The following is a 17,959-nucleotide window of genomic DNA, read 5'->3' as shown; positions in this document are numbered from 1 at the left end:
GTTTAGGCTTTCTGCCATGACTTCTTCGTCCCCGTCAGGTCTGGGTGCCGAGTACGCCGACACCGCCAGCGAGGCCTACCGCGCCGCGCTGCGGGTGATCGAGTCCGTCGAGCCGCGCATCGCCGACGCCACCCGTAAAGAGCTTGCCGATCAACGGGATTCGCTCAAACTCATCGCCAGCGAGAACTACGCGTCTCCGGCGGTCCTGCTGACCATGGGCACGTGGTTCTCCGACAAGTACGCCGAAGGCACCGTCGGGCACCGGTTCTATGCGGCCTGCCAGAACGTCGACACCGTCGAGGCGCTGGCCGCCGAGCACGCCCGCGAGCTGTTCGGCGCGCAGTATGCCTACGCCCAGCCGCACTCCGGCATCGACGCCAACCTGGTCGCGTACTGGGCGATCCTGGCCACCCGTGTCGAGGCCCCCGGCCTCGCCGAGCTGGGCGCCAAGCACGTCAACGACCTGTCCGAGGCGGACTGGGAGAAGCTGCGGGCCAAACTCGGCAACCAGCGCCTGCTGGGCATGTCGCTGGACACCGGCGGGCATCTCACGCACGGGTTCCGGCCCAACATCTCCGGCAAGATGTTCCATCAGCGCCAGTACGGGACGGACCCGACCACCGGCTTCATCGACTACGGCGCCGTCGCCGCTGCTGCCCGCGAGTTCAAGCCGCTGGTGCTGGTCGCGGGCTACTCGGCCTACCCGCGCCGGATCAACTTCGCGAAGATGCGCGAGATCGCCGACGAGGTCGGCGCCACGCTGCTGGTGGACATGGCGCACTTCGCCGGCCTGGTGGCGGGCAAGGTGTTCACCGGCGACGAGGACCCGGTTCCGCACGCGCACGTCGTGACCACCACCACGCACAAGTCGCTGCGCGGCCCGCGCGGCGGCCTGGTGCTGGCCACCGAGGAGTACGCGCCCGCCGTGGACAAGGGCTGCCCGATGGTGCTCGGCGGCCCGCTGTCGCACGTGATGGCGGCCAAGGCCGTCGCGCTGGCCGAGGCCCGGCGGCCGGAGTTCCGCGAGTACGCCCAGGCCGTCGCCGACAACGCCCAGGCGCTGGCCGACGGCCTGCTCAAGCGGGACGCCGGGCTCGTGACCGGCGGCACCGACAACCATCTGGTGCTGCTGGATGTGACGTCGTTCGGGCTCACCGGGCGGCAGGCCGAATCGGCGCTGGTGGACGCCGGCATCGTCACCAACCGCAACGCGGTCCCGGCCGATCCGAACGGCGCCTGGTACACCAGCGGCATCCGCTTCGGCTCACCCGCGCTGACCACCCGAGGCTTCGGCGCCGACGACTTCGACCGCGTCGCCGAACTGGTGGTGGAGGTGCTGAGCAATACCCAGCCCGCCGCCGGGCCGAATGGTCCGTCGAAGGCCAAGTACATCCTGGCCGACGGCACCGCCGAGCGGGTGCGCGCCGCCTCGGCCGAGTTGCTCGACGCAAACCCGCTCTACCCAGGGCTCACCCTCTGACGCTCTGATGCACGCCGAAATCGCATTCCACGCGGCCCTCGGGCGCGACAGGCCGCGTGGAATGCGATTTCGGCGGAGTGTCGGGGGTCAAGAATTTTACGATCCCCACAGAATTGGGTTACTGTAACCGCATGGCACAGAAACCTGTCGCTAATGCGCTGACTCTCGAACTCGAGCCCGTGGTGCTGCAGGAGTTGCGGCGCCACCTCGACACCGAGGACGTCTGGTTCGCCCACGACTATGTGCCCTTCGACCAGGGGGAGAACTTCGCCTTCCTCGGCGGGCGGGATTGGGAACCGTCGGACGTGAGCTTGCCCAAGCACGTCACCGACGCCCTCGAAATTCTGCTGATCACCAAGGACAACCTCGCCGGCTACCACCGCGAGCTCGTCGAACACTTCATCCTCGAGGACAAATGGGGCCGCTGGATGGGCCGCTGGACCGCCGAGGAGCACCTGCACGCGGTCGCGCTGCGCAACTACCTGGTGGTCACCCGCGAGGTCGACCCGGCCGCCAACGAGGACGTCCGCGTCCAGCACGTGATGAAGGGCTACCGCGCCGACACCTACACCCAGGTCGAGACGCTGGCGTTCATGGCGCTGTGGGAGCGCGCGCACGCGGTGTTCTGCCGCAACCTGGAGCAGCGGATCGACGAGCCGGTGCTCAAGGCGCTCGTCGGCCGGATCGCCAAGGACGAAGAGCGGCACGAGGAGTTCTTCGCCAACCTCGTCGCCCACTGCCTGACCTACACGCGCGACGAGACCGTTGCGGCCATCGCGCGCCGCGCCGCCGGTCTCGACGTCGTCGGCGGCGACATCGACGCCTACCAGGACAAGGTGGCCACGGTCGCCGAGGCGGACATCTTCGATCGCGACGACCTGCGCAAGGTCATCTCCGACCGCATCACCGCGTGGGGCGTGGCCGACGATCCGCAACTCGCGCAGTTCATCAGCTCTTAACGCACGCGACGCGCAGTCCCGGCGCGCCTGCAAGGCGTGGTTGCTGCAGCGGGAGTAGCGTCGATTCCGATGGCTAGCGACATGCTCTGCTGTCCGGGCGGTCCCGATTGAGAGGGCCGGCCCCGGTCCTGAGACCGCTTGTGTGTCCACCGAGAAGTTCGTGTGGGGCCGCAGGAACTCGCGCAGCCTCGAGGAGCGCTACGTGACTGATTCGCTCACCCGTCCGGACCGGCCATCCGAACTCCGGACCTACGTGCTCGACACCTCCGTGTTGCTGTCCGATCCCTGGGCCTTCACAAGGTTCGCCGAACACGAAGTGGTGGTCCCGCTGGTCGTCATCAGCGAGCTGGAAGCCAAACGTCACCACCACGAGTTGGGTTGGTTCGCCCGACAGGCCTTGCGCATGTTCGACGACCTACGCCTGGAACACGGCCGCCTCGACGAGCCCATTCCCGTTGGGACAGAAGGCGGTACGTTGCACGTCGAGCTGAACCACAGCGATCCCACGGTGCTGCCGGCCGGCTTTCGCAACGACAGCAACGACGCCCGGATCCTCACCGTGGCCGCCAACCTCGCCGCCGAGGGCAAGCGCGTCACGCTGGTCAGCAAGGACATCCCGCTGCGCGTGAAGGCCGGCGCGGTCGGCCTGCTCGCCGACGAATACCACGCCCAGGACGTGGTGACCTCCGGGTGGACCGGCATGACCGAGGTGGAGGTGGCCGGCGAGGACATCGACGCGCTGTTCGCCGACGGCGAGGTCGATCTCGAAGTCACCCGAGACCTGCCGTGCCACACCGGAATCCGCCTGCTGGGCAGCAACTCTCACGCACTCGGGCGCGTCAACGCCGACAAGTTGGTGCAGTTGGTACGAGGTGATCGCGAGGTGTTCGGCCTCCGGGGAAGGTCCGCCGAGCAGCGCGTCGCCCTCGATCTTCTGCTCGACGAATCGGTCGGCATCGTCTCGCTCGGCGGAAAAGCCGGCACCGGCAAGTCGGCCCTGGCGCTGTGCGCGGGCCTGGAAGCCGTGTTGGAGCGGCGCACCCAGCGCAAGGTCGTGGTGTTCCGCCCGCTCTACGCCGTCGGCGGACAGGACCTGGGGTATCTGCCCGGCAGCGAGAGCGAGAAGATGGGTCCCTGGGCCCAGGCCGTCTTCGACACCCTCGAAGGCCTCGCCAGCCCGGCCGTGCTGGAGGAAGTGCTGTCCCGCGGCATGCTCGAGGTACTGCCGCTGACCCATATCCGCGGGCGCTCGCTGCACGACTCCTTCGTGATCGTCGACGAAGCCCAGTCGCTGGAGCGCAACGTGCTGCTGACCGTGCTCTCACGGCTCGGCGCCGGGTCGCGGGTCGTCCTGACCCACGATGTGGCGCAACGGGACAACCTGCGCGTCGGTCGGCACGACGGGGTCGCCGCGGTGATCGAGAAGCTCAAAGGTCATCCGCTGTTCGCCCACATCACCCTGCTGCGCAGCGAGCGGTCGCCGATCGCGGCCCTGGTGACCGAGATGCTGGAGGAGATCAGCCCGGGCGCCCTGCCGTGACCCGACCGTTCCGACCGTGACGAGTGGATCCGGCGCGCAACGCGGCACCCAGCGTGCCTTCGCGCGCCGGTTCCGCTTCGTCGCGGTGGTGGCGGCGCTGGTGACGGGTGGTCTGGCCGGCCCCGTCGCTGCTCCCGCCGCCGCGTCCACGGCGGACTGCGCACGCGTCAAGTGCGTGGCACTGACGTTCGACGACGGCCCGGGCCCCTTCACCGACCGCCTTCTTCAGATACTGCGGGACAACGACGCTCGCGCGACGTTCTTCCTGATCGGCGACAAGGTGGCCGCCGACCCGGCCGCGGCCCGCCGCATCGCCGAAGCCGGAATGGAGATCGGCAATCACACGTGGCAGCACCCGGACATGACGACGCTGCCCCCGGAGGAGATCGCCGCGCAGCTGCGCTGGGCCACCGCGGCGATCCAGGCCGCGACGGGTCAGACCCCGACACTCGCGCGGACCGGTTTCGGCGCGATCGACGACACGGTGCTCGCCGAGGCGCGACGGCAGGGCCTGGCCGCGGTCAACTGGGACGTCGTGCCCCACGACTGGCAGCACGCCGCCGACACCGCGGCCACCCGCCGACTCCTGATGAGCCACATCCGCCCGGGATCGGTGGTGCTGCTGCACGATACGTTCGCGTCGACGGTCGAGCTGATGGCCGAGTTCCTGCCGGTGCTCACCGCCAACGGCTACCACCTGGTGACGGTCTCGCAGCTGCTCGGCCCACGGGCGCCCGGGAGCCTGTACGGCGGGCGCGCGAACGGTCCGCCGGCCTTCGATCTGACCGAGCCCGGGCGCTGAGCCCGCGTCAGCGCTGCTTGCACCCCTCGACCAGGAACCAGCCCGCCGCGGCCGCCCCCGACATCGCCAGCACGCGATCCGCGCCACCCCGGCTGCGTTTGGCCCTCGACAGGTCGACCAGCGAGGCCAGACCCAGCACGACGGCGCCGGTGCGCAGCGCGGGCTGGCTGGTGGCCGTCGTGACCAGAGTGCTTGGGGACGATGCGATTGCGGGGTCGGGATAAGCGGACACCGCACCTCCTGATTCCTGCCTGGGGGAGCGACCCGCCGCCACGTCCAGGCGCCGGCAGCGAGTCCGATGCCCCCTAATCTTGTGCCGGTCTTGACGATTCGTCAGGCGATTGGCAGATCTCGGGGGCAGGAATCAGTACTGGCGCCCGACCTCTGCTGTTGGCTCCTCGCGCTAGCGCTCGTCGCGCACCTTGGCCATTGCCAGCACGTCCAGCCGTCGGTCGAGCTCCTCTTCGGAGAGCTTCTCACCGATCAGGCCGCGGTCGATGACCGTCTGCCGGATCGTCTTCTTCTCCGCCAGCGCCTGCTTGGCGACCTTGGCCGCCTCCTCGTAGCCGATCGCGGAATTCAGCGGCGTCACGATCGACGGCGACGATTCCGCCAGCTCACGCAGGCGGTCCTCGTTGGCCACCAGGCCGTCGATGCACTTGGTGGCGAACAGCTTCGACACGTTCGACAGCAGCGTGAACGACTCCAGCACATTGCGGGCCATCATCGGGATGTAGACGTTGAGCTCGAAGGCGCCCGACAGCCCGCCGACGGTGACAGCCGCGTCGTTGCCGATGACCTGCGCGGCCACCTGGGTGACGGCCTCGGGGATGACGGGGTTGACCTTGCCCGGCATGATCGAGCTGCCCGGCTGCAGATCGGGCAGCTGCAGCTCGCCCAGGCCGGTCAGCGGGCCGGAACCCATCCACCGGATGTCGTTGGCGATCTTGGTCAGCGACACCGCGATTGTCTTCAGCGCGCCCGACGCCTCGACGAGTCCGTCGCGCGCGGCCTGGGCCTCGAAATTGTCGACCGCCGGACGCAATTCGGCGATGCCGGTCTGGTCGACGAGCACCTCGACCACCCTGGCCCCGAAGTCGTCCGGCGCGTTCAGCCCGGTGCCGACGGCCGTGCCGCCGATCGCCAGCTCGCCGAGTCGCGGCAGGGTCGCCTTGACCCTCTCGATGCCGGCCTGGATCTGGCGGGCGTAGCCGCCGAACTCCTGGCCCAGGGTCACCGGCACCGCGTCCATCAGGTGGGTGCGACCGGACTTCACCGTGGTGCGCCACTGCCGGGCCTTGGCCTCCAGCGACTCGTGCAGCACCTCCAGAGCCGGGATCAGATGGCGCACAGCGGCTTCGGTGGCTGCGATGTGAGTGGCGGTGGGGAAGGTGTCATTGGAGCTCTGCGACATGTTGACGTCGTCGTTCGGGTGCACCGTGACAGGAGGATCGAAGCCCGCGGCGATACTTGCGATCACCTCGTTGGTGTTCATGTTCGAGCTGGTGCCCGACCCGGTCTGGAACACGTCGATCGGGAATTGGTCGTCGTGGCGGCCGTCGGCGATCTCGGCCGCGGCGGCGATGATCGCGTCGGCCTTCTCCGCGGCCAGCAGGCCGAGGTCCTTGTTCACCTGAGCGCAGGCGCCCTTGAGCAGACCCAGCGCGCGGATCTGGGTGCGCTCCAGCGGCCGGAACGAGATCGGGAAGTTCTCCACCGCACGCTGGGTCTGGGCGCGCCACAGCGCGTTCTTGGGCACCCGGACCTCGCCCATGGTGTCGTGCTCGATGCGGTACTCGGCCTGGTTGTCAACGGCGCTGTTGTCGGCCATGCGGCTCCCTGTTCGTCTTGTGATAGGCGGGATGGTTACGGGTTACGGCAACGGATAGGCGGCGGTCTTGTCGCCGGTGAAGTTCACTGCGGAGTACTCGTTGAGTTTGGAGAGCCGGTGATAGGCCTCGATCATGCGGACGGTGCCCGACTTCGACCGCATCACGATCGACTGGGTGGTGCAGCCGCCCCCGAAGAACCGCACACCCTTGAGCAGATCACCGTCGGTGACGCCGGTGGCGCAGAAGAACACGTTCTCACCGGACACCAGGTCGGTGGTCGTCAGCACCCGGTCCAGGTCGTAGCCCCGGTCGACGGCCTTCTGGCGCTCCGCGTCGTCGGTGGGCGCCAGCGTGGCCTGGATCTCGCCGCCCATACACCGGATGGCCGCGGCGGTGATGATGCCCTCGGGGGTGCCGCCGATACCGACCAGCAGGTCGGTGCCCGAGTCGGGCCGGCACGCCGAGATGGCGCCGGCGACATCACCGTCGGAGATCAGCCGAATGCGGGCGCCTGCCTCACGCACCTCGGCCATCAGCTTGGTGTGGCGGGGGCGGTCCAGGATGCACACGGTGATGTCGGAGACCGATGCCTTGCGGACCTTGGCGATGCGCTGGATGTTCGCCGCGATCGGGGACGTGATGTCGATGAAGTCGGCGACGTCGGGCCCGGCGGCGATCTTGTTCATGTAGAACACCGCCGACGGGTCGAACATCGCGCCGCGTTCAGCGACCGCGAGGACCGAGATGGCGTTGGGCATCCCCTTGCTCATCAGCGTGGTGCCGTCGACCGGGTCGACGGCGAAGTCGCAGTCGGGCCCGTCGCCGTTGCCGACTTCCTCGCCGTTGTAGAGCATCGGCGCGTTGTCTTTCTCTCCCTCGCCGATGACGACCACGCCGCGCATCGACACGGAGTTCACCAACTGACGCATCGCGTCGACGGCCGCGCCGTCGCCGCCTTCCTTGTCGCCGCGGCCGACCCAGCGGCCCGCCGCCATCGCGCCGGCCTCGGTCACCCGCACGAGCTCAAGGGCGAGATTTCGGTCCGGGGCTTCACGCCGAGAGGTCGATGAGCCGCTTGCGCGATGAGCATCCGGTGAAGTCATGGGCAGATTGTCCCATTAGCGGGTTCACAATTGGGAGCTGGGATACTGGCAGCCATGACGATGCCGCCCGAGCCGGGCCACGAGGTCACCGGTGAACCCGGCACCGCAGGCCAGCGCCCTGTCGACTATGTCGTCACGCCGGTGGCGCCGCCCGCCAAGTCGCGGCTGCTGCAGGACGGCCGCGACATGTTCTGGTCGATGGCCCCGCTGGTGGTCGCCTGCCTGGTACTGGCCGGCCTGCTGGGCATGTGCTCGTTCGCCCCGACCGGTCCCGGCCCGGGGCCGGCGCCCGACTACGACGCGGCCGCCGCCCTGCGGGCCGACGCCGACGCGCTCGGCATCCCGATCCGGGTGCCGCAGCTGCCCGACGGTTGGCAGGCCAATTCGGGCAGCCGCAAGGGAATCGAGGGCGGCCGCACCGACCCGGTCACCGGTCAGTCCGTCCGCGCGGTCGGCGCTGTCGTCGGCTACCTGACCCCGAGCGGGATGTACCTCGGTGTCACCCAGAGCAACGCCGACGAGGACAAGCTCGTCGCGTCGTTCAGCCCCGAGCTGGTGCCGACCGGCGTTCAGGACGTCGACGGAGTCCGGTGGGTGGTCTACGAGGGCGGGGAGAGCGACGGCAAACCCAACGAGCCGGTGTGGACCGCGCAGGTCCGCGGACCGACCGGGCCCGCGCAACTCGCCGTGAGCGGCGCCGCGGGTACCGACGAGTACCGTACGCTGGCCGCGGCGACGCAATCCCAGGCGCCGCTGCCGGTCGCGTAACCCAGGAGAAGCCATGAGCGGACCAGAGGCAGATCTGCGCGGATGGACCGCCGAGCCGTTCACCGCGGCCGGCCTCAGCTATGACGTGTACCGCAAGGGAGAGGGCCCCGGCGTCGTGCTCATCCCGGAGATGCCCGGACTGCACCCGGGGGTGCTCGCCCTAGGGAATCATCTGGTGGACAACGGCTTCACGGTGTGGGCGCCGTCGCTGTTCGGCACGCCGGGCAAGCCGGCACTGAGTCCGGGGGCGCTGCCCGTGCTGGTGAAGGGGTGCATCGCCAAGGAGTTCGCGGCGTTCGCCACCAACGCCGACCGTCCGGTGGCGCACTACCTGCGCGCGCTCGCGCGGGAACTGAACGCACAGACGCCGGGGAAAGGCGTCGGGGTGATCGGTCAGTGCTTCACGGGCGGATTCGCCCTGGCCGCCGCGGTCGACGACGCCGTGCTCGCGCCGGTGATGAGCCAGCCGTCGCTACCGCTGCCGCTGACCCCGAGCCGGCGCCGCGACCCCGGTGTGTCGGAGGCCGAACTCAAGGTCATCGAGCGTCGCGCCGCCGACGAGGGATTGTGCGCGCTGGGCTTGCGCTTCAGCGAGGACCCGATGGCGCCGGCGGCGCGCTTGCGCACTCTCAAGTCCCGGCTCGGGGACGCGTTCGAGGTCATCGAGATCAGCTCCAAGCGGGGCAACCCCGACGGCATCGGCCGTGCGGCGCACTCGGTGCTCACCGATCAGGTGGTGGAACGCGACGGTCATCCCGCCTACGAGGCGCGCAAGCGCGTCGTCCAATTCCTCAAGGAGCGGCTGACTTAACCGGAGCCGATTTCGGTTTCCCCGGCAGCAGCCTGCGCCACCACGGGGTCTGCCGGGCCGCGTCGTCATCGGACCGGTCTGCGTCGGTGCCGGTGATGGACTCCATCGGCGCGCCCTTGTACACCACCCGGTGCACGCTGATCGTCGTCACGATGGCGATCATCAGCACCGGTCCCAGCACGATGCCGATGAAGCCGAACATCTGCAGGCCGGCGAACACCGAGAGCAGCATCAGCGCCGGATGCAGATGCGCGCTCCTGGGCACCAGGAACGGACGCAGCACGTTGTCGATGTTCGTGGTCACGACGATGTGGAAGATGATGACGAACAGGCCGCCCGCCGGATTGCCGAAGATGGCCATGCCGATGCCCAGCGGGATCGTCACGATGCCGCTGCCCAGTGGGATGAACGACAGCACGGTCAGGAAGATCACGAACATGAAGAAGCCGTCGTGGAGGCCCGCGACGTACACCGAGATCGCTCCGGCGACACCCTGACAGACGGCGATGATGAACTGCCCCTTGACCGTTGCCGATACCATCGCCCCGATCTTGTCCAGGTAGATGTCGGAGACCTGCTCTCCCAACGGGTTGAGGTCGCGGAACAGATCGAGCACCTTGGTGCCGTTGGTCAGCAGTGCCAGGAACACATAGATGAAGATGATCAGCCCGGTGACCGTGGCGACGATCCCGCCGACCGACTCGCGGGCGATATCCAGTGCGAACTCGCCGCCCTTCTGACCGACAGTGGCAAGCGCGTCACGCACCGAGTCCGGTGTCAGCCTGGTGTTCACGAAGGGGACACGGGCCAGCAGTTCGTTGGCCGAATCCAGCAGTCGCTGGGCCAGCGCGGTGAAGTCGGTCTGCTCGACCCAGTGCCCGATGCTCGTCACCATCTGGCTGATCTGCAGGAAGGCCAGGAAGGCGACACCCGCCAGCGGCAGCGCCACGGTCGCGATCGCGGCCAGCAGAGTCAGCGTCGCCGCAGCGGCCGGTCTCATCCGGCCACGCAGCCAGTTGAACAGCGGCGTGAACAGGTAGGCCAACACCGCCGATACCGCGATGAGCAGCACATAGCTGCGCAGGAAGTACACGCCGAACGCCACCGCCACCACCGTCAGCACCGCCAGCGCGCGCTTCTGGGTGAGGGTGAACTCGTTTCTCATGCACGCCCTCCCGACCCCGCCCGTTCGGATGCCGAACGCAACCCTATCCGCTGTCGGTGGTACGGGACGGGTATCTCCCCACCTGCCGGGAGCGCTGCCGGCTGACGAATTTCATCGCGAACCGGTTCATCACGGCTGGGGCCAGCCGGGCGAACCACCATTGAGCTTGTGCGGCAGCTGGTTTGACGAGGATGGCCTTGTTGCGGTCGATCGCGCGCAGCGTGTCGCACGCCAACCGGTCGGCGTCGTAGGCTTTGCCTCCCTGGGCCTGCAGGAAGTAGTCGCGGCCCACGAACCCGCCCACGGCGCCCTTGTCCAGGATCGGGGTCTCCACGGCGGCGGGGCAGACCACCAGCACACCCACCCCGCGCGGCACCGCCTCTGATCGCAGCGCCATCGAGAGGCCGACGACGGCGTGTTTGGTCGCCACATAGCTGGTCACCTGGCCGGCAGCGGCCAGGCCGGCCATCGACGCGGTGTTGATGATGTGTCCGTGGCCCTGACGAAGCATCTGCGGGTACGCCCCCGCCACCCCGTGCACGACGCCGCGCAGGTTCACGTCGATGATCGCGTTCCACTGGTCCAGGGTCAGCAGCTCGGTGTCGCCGCCCCACACGATGCCGGCGTTGTTGAACATCAGGTCCAGTCGGCCCTCCCGCGCCACCACCTCGTCGACGACGGCCTGCACCGCGGCGGCGCCGGTGACGTCCAGGCCTACCGCCCGGGCCCGCGGGCTCAGTGTCGACACCACCGCCTCGGCCGCCGCGAGATCGATGTCGGTGCACACGACGTGGTCCCCGGCCCGATCGAGGGCCCGGCACAGCGCGGCACCGATCCCGGACCCGCCGCCCGTGACTACTGCGTGTCTTGCTCCTCGCGTCCGCACTGCCTGTCTCACGAGGACTGTTCCACCAGCTTCATCACGTGGCCCATGACGTCGGGGTAGCGCTTCAGGTGAGCGCCACCGTTGATGTCGAGCACCTCGCCGGTCAACCAGGCCGAGCCCGGGTCACACAGGTAGACAACGGCATTCGCGATGTCCTCGGGCGTGCCGGCGCGGCCGAGCGCGGTGTTGTCGACATAGTCCTCGACCACACCGGGCACCGATGCGGCGGCGGCGGTCAGCGGTGTGTGCACGAAACCGGGCGCGACCGCGTTGACGCGGATGCCGCGCGGCCCCATCTCCAGGGCGGCGACCTGGGTGAGCATCGACAGCCCAGCCTTGGCCGCGCAGTAGGCGCTCATCCCGGCCGCCGGCTGGCGGCCGTTGAGCGAGCTGATCTGCACCAGCGAGCCACCTTCGCGCAGATGCCTGCCGGCGTGTTTGGTCACGATGAACGCCCCGTTGAGGCAGACGTCGATGACCGCACGGAAGTCCGCCGCGGGCATGTCGGTGATCAGTCCGACGTTGCTGAACCCCGCGCAGTTCACCGCGATGTCGAGTGGCCCGACGCAGTCGAACAGCCGCTCCACCGAGTCCTCGTCGGTCACGTCGACGTACGCCGCGTCGTGCGGATCGCCAAGCTCGGCGGCGCGCTCGCGGGCCGCCTCGTGGTTGCGGTCCGCGACCGTCACCTGGCATCCCCGGCCTGCAAGCGCCGTCGCGGTCGCCCAGCCGATACCGGACGCGCCGCCGACGACGACCGCCCTGCGGTCCCCACCGGCGGTCCGCACGCTGCCGTTGCTCATCCGGTTGGCCTTTCGACGACGGAATTGACGCGTTCTAAAGTCACACCCCGAACCCGAAAGCGCAATAGCCATGGTGTGACTGGCAGACTCTGGCGGGTGACCGAGTTGAAGATGTCCGAGTCGATCTTCGTGGCCGCCTCACCCGATGAGGTTTACGCGCTGGTGTCCGACATCACCCGAATGGGTGACTGGGCTCCGATCTGCAAGGCCTGTTGGTGGGACGAGGGGGCCGGACCGTCGGTCGGGTCATGGTTCACCGGGCGCAACGAGACCCCGGAGCGGACGTGGGAGACGAGGTCTGCGGTCGTCGCCGCCGACCCCGGCCGCAAGTTCGCCTGGGAGGTCAACAACGGCTGGGTGTACTGGGGCTACGAGATGGCCGACGAGAACGGCGGCACCCTCCTCACCGAGTCGTGGGAACTCTTGCCCAAAGGGGTGAGCGGATTCCACGAACGTTTCGGTGACACCACCGAGGCAGAGATCCGCACGCGCAGCGAGGCGGCCCGCAGCGGGATCCCTGCCACGCTCGCGGCGATCAAGCAGACCGCCGAGAATGCCTGACGGCGCTCACCGCCGCAGGTCCGTCCTCGCGCCGTCGTAGTCAGCGGCACCGGTCGGCCCTCGGACCGGAACGGATCTCCAGCAAATTTGCGTTCGGAACGAGTTTTTGCGTTAGCGTCTGGTGACACACCGGCGTAGGCGTGCCGGAACGAAGCGGGGCAACGAGCAGTGGTAAGGCGGGTGAACGCTGCGGGGGCGGGCCGTGTCCGGCCTTCGGCGTGGGCGGCATGGCGGCTCCGATCGGTATGACGGTCGGGCTGGCAATCCTGATCGTGGTCGACGGAGGCGGTGCGGTGCCGCCGCTGATCGACGACCTCGTCATCCTGGGGCTGTCGACCTACACCACCGGGTGCGCCATCCTCGCGGCTCGATCGCTGCAGGGGCGGATGCGTGCCGCGTGGTTGATGATGGCGGCGGCGCTGGCCGCGTGGGCGCTCGCGGACATGATCTGGTTCGCCTCCGAGTTTGTGTTCCACGTCGAGCCCTTCCCGTCACCGGCGGACTTCTTCTACCTGGCGTGTGCTGGCCGTCCCGGCCGTGCTGGCGATGGCGCCGTCGGACCACTGGTCCCGGCAAGCGGCCAGGCTGCGCATCGCGCTCGACGGCGTCACGATCGCGCTGTGCACGTTCTTCTTGGCCTGGATCTTTGCGCTGACGAGCGTGTACGACACCTACCGCGAAGACCGATTGGCGCTGGGGCTGGCCTTCTTCTACCCCGCGGCCGACATCGTGATCCTGGCGGTGACGGTCGCGGTGCTCGCCCGTGTCGACGTCCGGCACCGCGCGGTGCTGGTACTGCTCGCCGGGGGTTTTGCGCTGATGACGATCACCGACAGCGCGTTCGCCTACGCCGTCGCAGTGGGCAGCTACCAGACAGGTGGTTACCTCGTCATCGGTTGGGCCCTGCCTCTTGTGGCGGTCTGTGCCGCCGCTGCGCTGGCTCGCAAGACGCCGCCGCCCCGCGCGCAGACGGTCTCGGTTCCGTCCAACACCTCGCTGTGGGCGCCGTACGTGCCGCTACTGTTGGCCGGGACGGTGGCCCCGCCGCTGATCATGTCGGGCATGGAGTCCTTCGTCGTTCCGATGGTTGCCGTCGCGGTGTGCTGCAGACAAGCGGTGTCAGCCTGGGAGAACCGGCAATTGTTGAGCGCCGTGGCCGATCAAGCCTTCCGAGATCCTTTGACCGGTTTGGCCAACACGGCGCTGTTCCACGACCGGCTGACCCACGCGTTGACGATGCAGTCCCGTGACGACCGGGTGGTGGTCGTGGCCATGCTGGATCTCGACGATTTCTCGTTCGTCAACGAGAACCTGGGACATCCGGCGGCAGACCGGCTGCTGGTGCACGCCGGCCGCCGGATCGCGGCCTGCCTGCGGCCCGGCGACACAGTCGGCCGCCGCGGCGGCGACGAATTCGTGTTGCTGCTGGAGGGCGACGTCGACGACTCCCGCCGGATCCTGCGTTGGGCTGTCGAGACCTTCGACGAGCCGTTCACCGTCGACGGGCAGCAAGTGTCGATCCGATGCCGGGTCGGAGTGGCCGTAGCGTCACCGCACGACCGGGATCTCACCCCCGACACCTTGCTGGAACGCGCCGCCATTGCGGTGCGCGCCGCGAAGGACTCGCGTTCCTCGCACGTCCGCTTCTTCCATGTCGGCATGGCGACCTGGCAGCCCGCCGACGACACCGATCGGGTCTCGGGCGGCGGCGCGGCCAGGGTCCGCCTGCTGGGTGAGCTGCGCGCTGCCGTCGACAACGGCGAACTGGACCTTGCCTATCAGCCCAAGGTGGACCTGCGCACCGCCCGCGTCGCCGGCGTCGAAGCGCTGTTGCGGTGGCCGCATCCGGAGTTGGGGTTGTTGCACCCCGGTGCCTTCATGCAGCTGGTCCGTGAGCACGGCCTAATGCGCCCGGTGACCGACCTGGTGATCGACAAGGTGCTCGACGACGCGGCGCGGTGGGTGGCGGCCGGCACGCAGATGCCCGTCGCGGTGAACCTGTTCGCCCCCTATCTGCGCGACACCGGGTTGCCGGAGAGGCTGGCCCAGGCGCTGCACGACCGGAACCTGGACGCCGAGCTGTTGACCGTCGAAATCACCGAGGATCTCGTCATCAAGGATCTCGACCTGGTCACCGTCGTGCTCCAGCAGCTTCGCGGGCATGGAATTCGGGTCGCCATCGACGACTTCGTAGTGGGTACTCGGCCTTGTCCTACCTGCGGGATCTGGTGATCGACGAGATCAAACTGGACCGCCACTTCATCGCTTCGGTGACCACCGACCACCGGGCGGCCACCGTGGTGCGTGCGGTCATCGAGCTCACCCACGGGCTGGGGATGACGGTCGTGGCCGAGGGTATCGAGAATTATGTCACCGCGGAGTGGCTGCGTGACAGCGGTTGCGATGGCGGCCAGGGCTTCTACTTCGGCAGGCCGATCGACGCCTCCGCCGTGCCGGATCTGGTCCGATTGGCCGGCCAGCTCACCTGATCGGCCCGAGTCACCGCGCCGTGCAGCGGAATCCGATGTGGCTCATGCCGGTGTCCACCGGCTGCGGCCTGCGCGCCGCAGGGCGATACCGCATGCAATAGCTGTCGGCGCACAGGAACGAACCACCCTTGACGACCCTGCGCGGCACCTTGAACTGTGGCTGATGAGGATCGTAACTTTCTGCCTCACAACAGGATCGCGTACCCGGGCGGTCAGAGTACCAATCGGTGGTCCACTCCCAGACGTTGCCCGCCATGTCGAACAACCCGTAGCCGTTCGGTGGGAAACTGCCGACCGGGCGGGTGCGCCCGTAGCCGCGGTCGGGCCGCCACGGGAACTCACCGTGCCAGTAGTTCGCCAGCCGCTGCCCAGGCCGTTCGGGATCGTCGCCCCATGTGTACGTCGCACCGGACAGCCCGCCGCGGGCCGCGGTCTCCCACTGTGCCTCGGTGGGCAGCCCCAGCCCTGCCCATGCGGCGTAGGCTGCGGCGTCCTCGAATGCGACGTGCACCACGGGATGGTCGGCCCGCCGTTCGATCGACGACGACGGGCCCGCCGGGTGGCGCCAGCATGCGCCCGGTGTCCACGTCCACCACAGGTTGAGATGGCGCAGATTCACCGGGCCCGCGGTTCTGGTGAACACCATCGAACCGGGCTGCAGGTTCTCCGTCGGCGCGCCCGGGTAGTCGTCAGGGTTGAGCGGGCGCTCGGCGACCGTGAGATAGCCTGTCGCAGCGACGAATTCGGCGAACTGGGCATTGGTCACCTGCTTGGGCTGGATCCAGAACCCGGCGACGGCGACGGCCCGCGCGGGCCTTTCCTCGGGGTAGTGCGCGTCGGATCCGAGCACGCAGGTCTGTTCCGGGATCCACACCATGCCGACACCGGGCTCAGGCAAAGATCCTGGTCCAATCGCTGCGCATGCTGGCCACCACCCAGCCGTGCGGACCCGCCAGGTCAAGCGCCTTCTCGGCGCCCGCGCTGTAGTCGAATTCGCGGTCGGCGTCGTCGTGGCGCACGAGCACCGACATCGACGGGCCGGCGCCCGCGCCGGTGAACTGCAGCATCTCGATGTCGCCGTTGGAGTTTCCCGCCGCGAAGATCGGACGTCGGCCGATCCTGGCCCAGATGCGGACCGGCTTGACCGGACCGTCGTCGAAGAACTCCGGTTGCGAGGTGGTGATCAGACTGCCGTTCTGATAGATCAGCCCGACGGAGCTGCCGATCACGCGTTCGGGCGGGATGCCGTACATCTGTCCCGTCACCGCGCGCATGAAATCGCGTCCGCCGCCGGAGACGATGTAGTTGGTGAAGCCGTGTGACTCCAGGAAGCGCAGCAACTCGATCATCGGCGCGTAGCCGCACGCGGTGTACGGCCGGTCGAGCGTCGGATGCCGGGTATCGGCGAAGAACGCGTTCACCCGCGCCGCGTGATCCTCGACGGTGATCGACACATTGGCCGAGAGAATCGCTGCGGCAAGGGTTTTGAGATCGGAGTCGTCCCCCTGGTAGTGCCTGCTCACCGCGTCGCCGAACCAAGCCAGATCACCCTCGGCCGCTGCGCGGTACGGCTGACGCGCGGTCAGCGACGGGTCCGCAGCGGCCTGGGCGGCCAGCCGGCGGATCAGGAAGTCCAGTTGGATGTATGCCGGTTTCTCACACCACAGGGTGCCGTCGTTGTCGAAGACGGCGACTCGCTCCTGCGGGTCGACCTACCGGGCGGCGTCTTCGGCGAACGCGATGATCGCGGCCTTGGCGGGGCCCTCGTTCCAGGTTTCGAGCATCTAGTCCTTCGCCAGGAATTCCTGCAGCTTCTCGAGCGCCTGGTCGATCGTGAAGCTCGCCGGCGGATGCCCTCGGCGGCGAAGCGGTCGATGTTCGGGGTGCGGTAACCCATCAGACCGTCGCTGTAGCAGCTGAGATTGGTGATGCCGATGTCGTCGCCCCAGATGACGAGAATGTTCGGTTTTCCGTTCGGCATGGCGACTCCTCCGCCGATCGACTCCTTCGTCGACCATAGGCTGATCGCTGGGGCCGGGTAGGGGTTTCGGCGAGGAATCAGCGGGCGTCGACGGTGTCGATGTGTTTTCGGACCAGCCTCGGGTACCGGCCACGGTCGGGGCGGAAGATATCGTGCGGTGAATCGGCGAACTCGTGCAGCGTCGCAGTGGGGAAAAGGTCCCGGTAGCGCGCCCATGTCGCGTCGTCGATCAGGGGGCTGTTCATGGCGCGTACCGCGAGCAGTGGCGGCTGCCAGACCGACAGTGGTTCCCAGAACGACTGAGGGCGCGCCGATCGCACCACGGCGATTCCGGCGTCGCGGTCGACGCGCTGGTGCACCGGTGTCCCACGCCAGCGACCGCCGAGCAGACCGAGCATGATCTCCTCGGTGAGCACGATCTCCTCGGGCACGTAATCGCCGATCGACACCGAACGCACGCGTGCGGAATCGGCGAGCGCCCAGACCAGCGCGTACGGCGTTCCCCGCGAGAACGTCATCAAATGCACCGGACCGTCGGTGATGTCGTCGACCACCGCGCCGACGTCACGGCTCAGCGTCACGGAATCGTAACCGGTTGCCGGAGAATCACTTTGGCCGTGCCCACGTAGCTCGACCACCACGCAGCGCCGGCCTAGTGTCCTGAGTCATTAATTGCGATCTAGTTGTTAGACTGGGTTGTGCCGACACCTCATGCCGCGAAGATTGTCTTGACCACTGACGAGCGGGCCGAGTTGGAGGGGTGGGCGCGGCGACGATCC

General features: G+C 68.3%; 14 protein-coding genes and 3 pseudogenes. 8 read left to right on the top strand and 9 right to left on the bottom strand.

Annotated features, from left to right (window positions below; genetic code table 11):
- Positions 1–16: 16 nt before the first annotated feature.
- The 4 genes from ACTWP6_RS18665 (at position 17) to ACTWP6_RS18650 (ending at position 4,781) form a co-directional block, all read left to right on the top strand.
- Positions 17–1,480, top strand: coding sequence for a glycine hydroxymethyltransferase (locus ACTWP6_RS18665; protein ID WP_443188472.1), 1,464 nt, complete (start codon positions 17–19; stop codon positions 1,478–1,480).
- Between the two features lie 131 nt (positions 1,481–1,611).
- Entirely contained in the window at positions 1,612–2,439 is an 828-nt protein-coding gene (locus tag ACTWP6_RS18660; protein ID WP_260754878.1) for an acyl-ACP desaturase, read from the top strand.
- 202 nt (positions 2,440–2,641) lie between these two features.
- Positions 2,642–3,979, top strand: coding sequence for a PhoH family protein (locus ACTWP6_RS18655; RefSeq protein WP_260754877.1), 1,338 nt, complete (start codon positions 2,642–2,644; stop codon positions 3,977–3,979).
- A gap of 16 nt (positions 3,980–3,995) precedes the next feature.
- Positions 3,996–4,781 carry a polysaccharide deacetylase family protein gene (locus tag ACTWP6_RS18650; protein WP_443188471.1) on the top strand — a complete coding sequence of 262 codons (786 nt, stop codon included), beginning with the start codon at positions 3,996–3,998 and terminating at the stop codon, positions 4,779–4,781.
- Positions 4,782–4,788: 7 nt separating this feature from the next.
- Here ACTWP6_RS18650 and ACTWP6_RS18645 read toward each other — a convergent pair whose 3' ends face one another.
- The 3 genes from ACTWP6_RS18645 to glpX all read right to left on the bottom strand — a co-directional run bounded on the left by ACTWP6_RS18645 (position 4,789) and on the right by glpX (position 7,716).
- The gene (locus ACTWP6_RS18645) at positions 4,789–5,013 is read right to left on the bottom strand and encodes a hypothetical protein (RefSeq protein WP_260754875.1); all 225 of its coding nucleotides are present in this window, start codon (positions 5,011–5,013) and stop codon (positions 4,789–4,791) included.
- Between the two features lie 171 nt (positions 5,014–5,184).
- The gene (locus ACTWP6_RS18640; protein ID WP_260754874.1) at positions 5,185–6,612 is read right to left on the bottom strand and encodes a class II fumarate hydratase; all 1,428 of its coding nucleotides are present in this window, start codon (positions 6,610–6,612) and stop codon (positions 5,185–5,187) included.
- Between the two features lie 42 nt (positions 6,613–6,654).
- The gene (glpX, locus tag ACTWP6_RS18635) at positions 6,655–7,716 is read right to left on the bottom strand and encodes a class II fructose-bisphosphatase (protein WP_260754873.1); all 1,062 of its coding nucleotides are present in this window, start codon (positions 7,714–7,716) and stop codon (positions 6,655–6,657) included.
- Between the two features lie 54 nt (positions 7,717–7,770).
- Between glpX and ACTWP6_RS18630 the strand changes: the two genes are divergently transcribed.
- Together ACTWP6_RS18630 and ACTWP6_RS18625 are read left to right on the top strand one after the other, a co-directional pair.
- Positions 7,771–8,484 (top strand): DUF4245 domain-containing protein, encoded by a 714-nt coding sequence (locus ACTWP6_RS18630; protein WP_260754872.1) that lies wholly within the window; start codon positions 7,771–7,773, stop codon positions 8,482–8,484.
- A gap of 13 nt (positions 8,485–8,497) precedes the next feature.
- Positions 8,498–9,295, top strand: coding sequence for a dienelactone hydrolase family protein (locus ACTWP6_RS18625; RefSeq protein WP_260754871.1), 798 nt, complete (start codon positions 8,498–8,500; stop codon positions 9,293–9,295).
- Here ACTWP6_RS18625 and ACTWP6_RS18620 read toward each other — a convergent pair.
- The 3 genes from ACTWP6_RS18620 to ACTWP6_RS18610 are packed head-to-tail and all read right to left on the bottom strand — an operon-like array spanning position 9,276 to position 12,149.
- The gene (locus ACTWP6_RS18620) at positions 9,276–10,460 is read right to left on the bottom strand and encodes an AI-2E family transporter (protein WP_260754870.1); all 1,185 of its coding nucleotides are present in this window, start codon (positions 10,458–10,460) and stop codon (positions 9,276–9,278) included. The genes ACTWP6_RS18625 and ACTWP6_RS18620 overlap by 20 nt on opposite strands.
- 43 nt (positions 10,461–10,503) lie before the next feature.
- The gene (locus tag ACTWP6_RS18615) at positions 10,504–11,346 is read right to left on the bottom strand and encodes an SDR family oxidoreductase (RefSeq protein ID WP_260758249.1); all 843 of its coding nucleotides are present in this window, start codon (positions 11,344–11,346) and stop codon (positions 10,504–10,506) included.
- 8 nt (positions 11,347–11,354) lie between these two features.
- Positions 11,355–12,149, bottom strand: coding sequence for an SDR family NAD(P)-dependent oxidoreductase (locus ACTWP6_RS18610; protein WP_260754869.1), 795 nt, complete (start codon positions 12,147–12,149; stop codon positions 11,355–11,357).
- A 96-nt stretch (positions 12,150–12,245) separates the two neighbouring features.
- On the opposite strand from ACTWP6_RS18610, the gene ACTWP6_RS18605 reads away from it, so the two are divergent.
- Positions 12,246–12,710: an SRPBCC family protein gene (locus ACTWP6_RS18605; RefSeq protein ID WP_260754868.1), complete on the top strand. Its 465-nt coding sequence runs from the start codon at positions 12,246–12,248 to the stop codon at positions 12,708–12,710.
- 546 nt (positions 12,711–13,256) lie between these two features.
- A pseudogene (locus tag ACTWP6_RS18600) lies at positions 13,257–15,199 on the top strand (putative bifunctional diguanylate cyclase/phosphodiesterase).
- A 10-nt stretch (positions 15,200–15,209) separates the two neighbouring features.
- Here the strand turns inward: ACTWP6_RS18600 and ACTWP6_RS18595 are convergent.
- The 3 genes and pseudogenes from ACTWP6_RS18595 to ACTWP6_RS18585 form a co-directional block, all read right to left on the bottom strand.
- On the bottom strand, positions 15,210–16,076 hold the full coding sequence (locus ACTWP6_RS18595; RefSeq protein WP_443188494.1) for a formylglycine-generating enzyme family protein: 867 nt from the start codon (positions 16,074–16,076) through the stop codon (positions 15,210–15,212).
- Positions 16,077–16,089: 13 nt separating this feature from the next.
- A pseudogene (locus ACTWP6_RS18590) lies at positions 16,090–16,983 on the bottom strand (HAD family hydrolase).
- Between the two features lie 274 nt (positions 16,984–17,257).
- Positions 17,258–17,845: pseudogene (locus ACTWP6_RS18585) on the bottom strand (alpha/beta fold hydrolase); the annotation flags it as partial.
- Positions 17,846–17,959: the final 114 nt, after the last annotated feature.

This window comes from Mycobacterium sp. 4D054, from assembly GCF_052245755.1.
GTDB lineage: Bacteria > Actinomycetota > Actinomycetes > Mycobacteriales > Mycobacteriaceae > Mycobacterium.
The sequence above is the reverse complement of the archived record's forward strand: the minus strand, read 5'-3'. Positions and strand labels throughout refer to the sequence as shown.

Excerpts from the sequence above, each read along its gene's own strand:
- ACTWP6_RS18665 (WP_443188472.1), top strand. The coding sequence starts at position 17 with ATGACTTCTTCGTCCCCGTCAGGTCTGGGTGCCGAGTACGCCGACACC.
- ACTWP6_RS18620 (WP_260754870.1), bottom strand. The coding sequence starts at position 10,460 with ATGAGAAACGAGTTCACCCTCACCCAGAAGCGCGCGCTGGCGGTGCTG.
- glpX (WP_260754873.1), bottom strand. The coding sequence starts at position 7,716 with ATGACTTCACCGGATGCTCATCGCGCAAGCGGCTCATCGACCTCTCGG.
- ACTWP6_RS18610 (WP_260754869.1), bottom strand. The coding sequence starts at position 12,149 with ATGAGCAACGGCAGCGTGCGGACCGCCGGTGGGGACCGCAGGGCGGTC.
- ACTWP6_RS18595 (WP_443188494.1), bottom strand. The coding sequence starts at position 16,076 with ATGGTGTGGATCCCGGAACAGACCTGCGTGCTCGGATCCGACGCGCAC.
- ACTWP6_RS18630 (WP_260754872.1), top strand. The coding sequence starts at position 7,771 with ATGACGATGCCGCCCGAGCCGGGCCACGAGGTCACCGGTGAACCCGGC.
- ACTWP6_RS18625 (WP_260754871.1), top strand. The coding sequence starts at position 8,498 with ATGAGCGGACCAGAGGCAGATCTGCGCGGATGGACCGCCGAGCCGTTC.
- ACTWP6_RS18660 (WP_260754878.1), top strand. The coding sequence starts at position 1,612 with ATGGCACAGAAACCTGTCGCTAATGCGCTGACTCTCGAACTCGAGCCC.
- ACTWP6_RS18640 (WP_260754874.1), bottom strand. The coding sequence starts at position 6,612 with ATGGCCGACAACAGCGCCGTTGACAACCAGGCCGAGTACCGCATCGAG.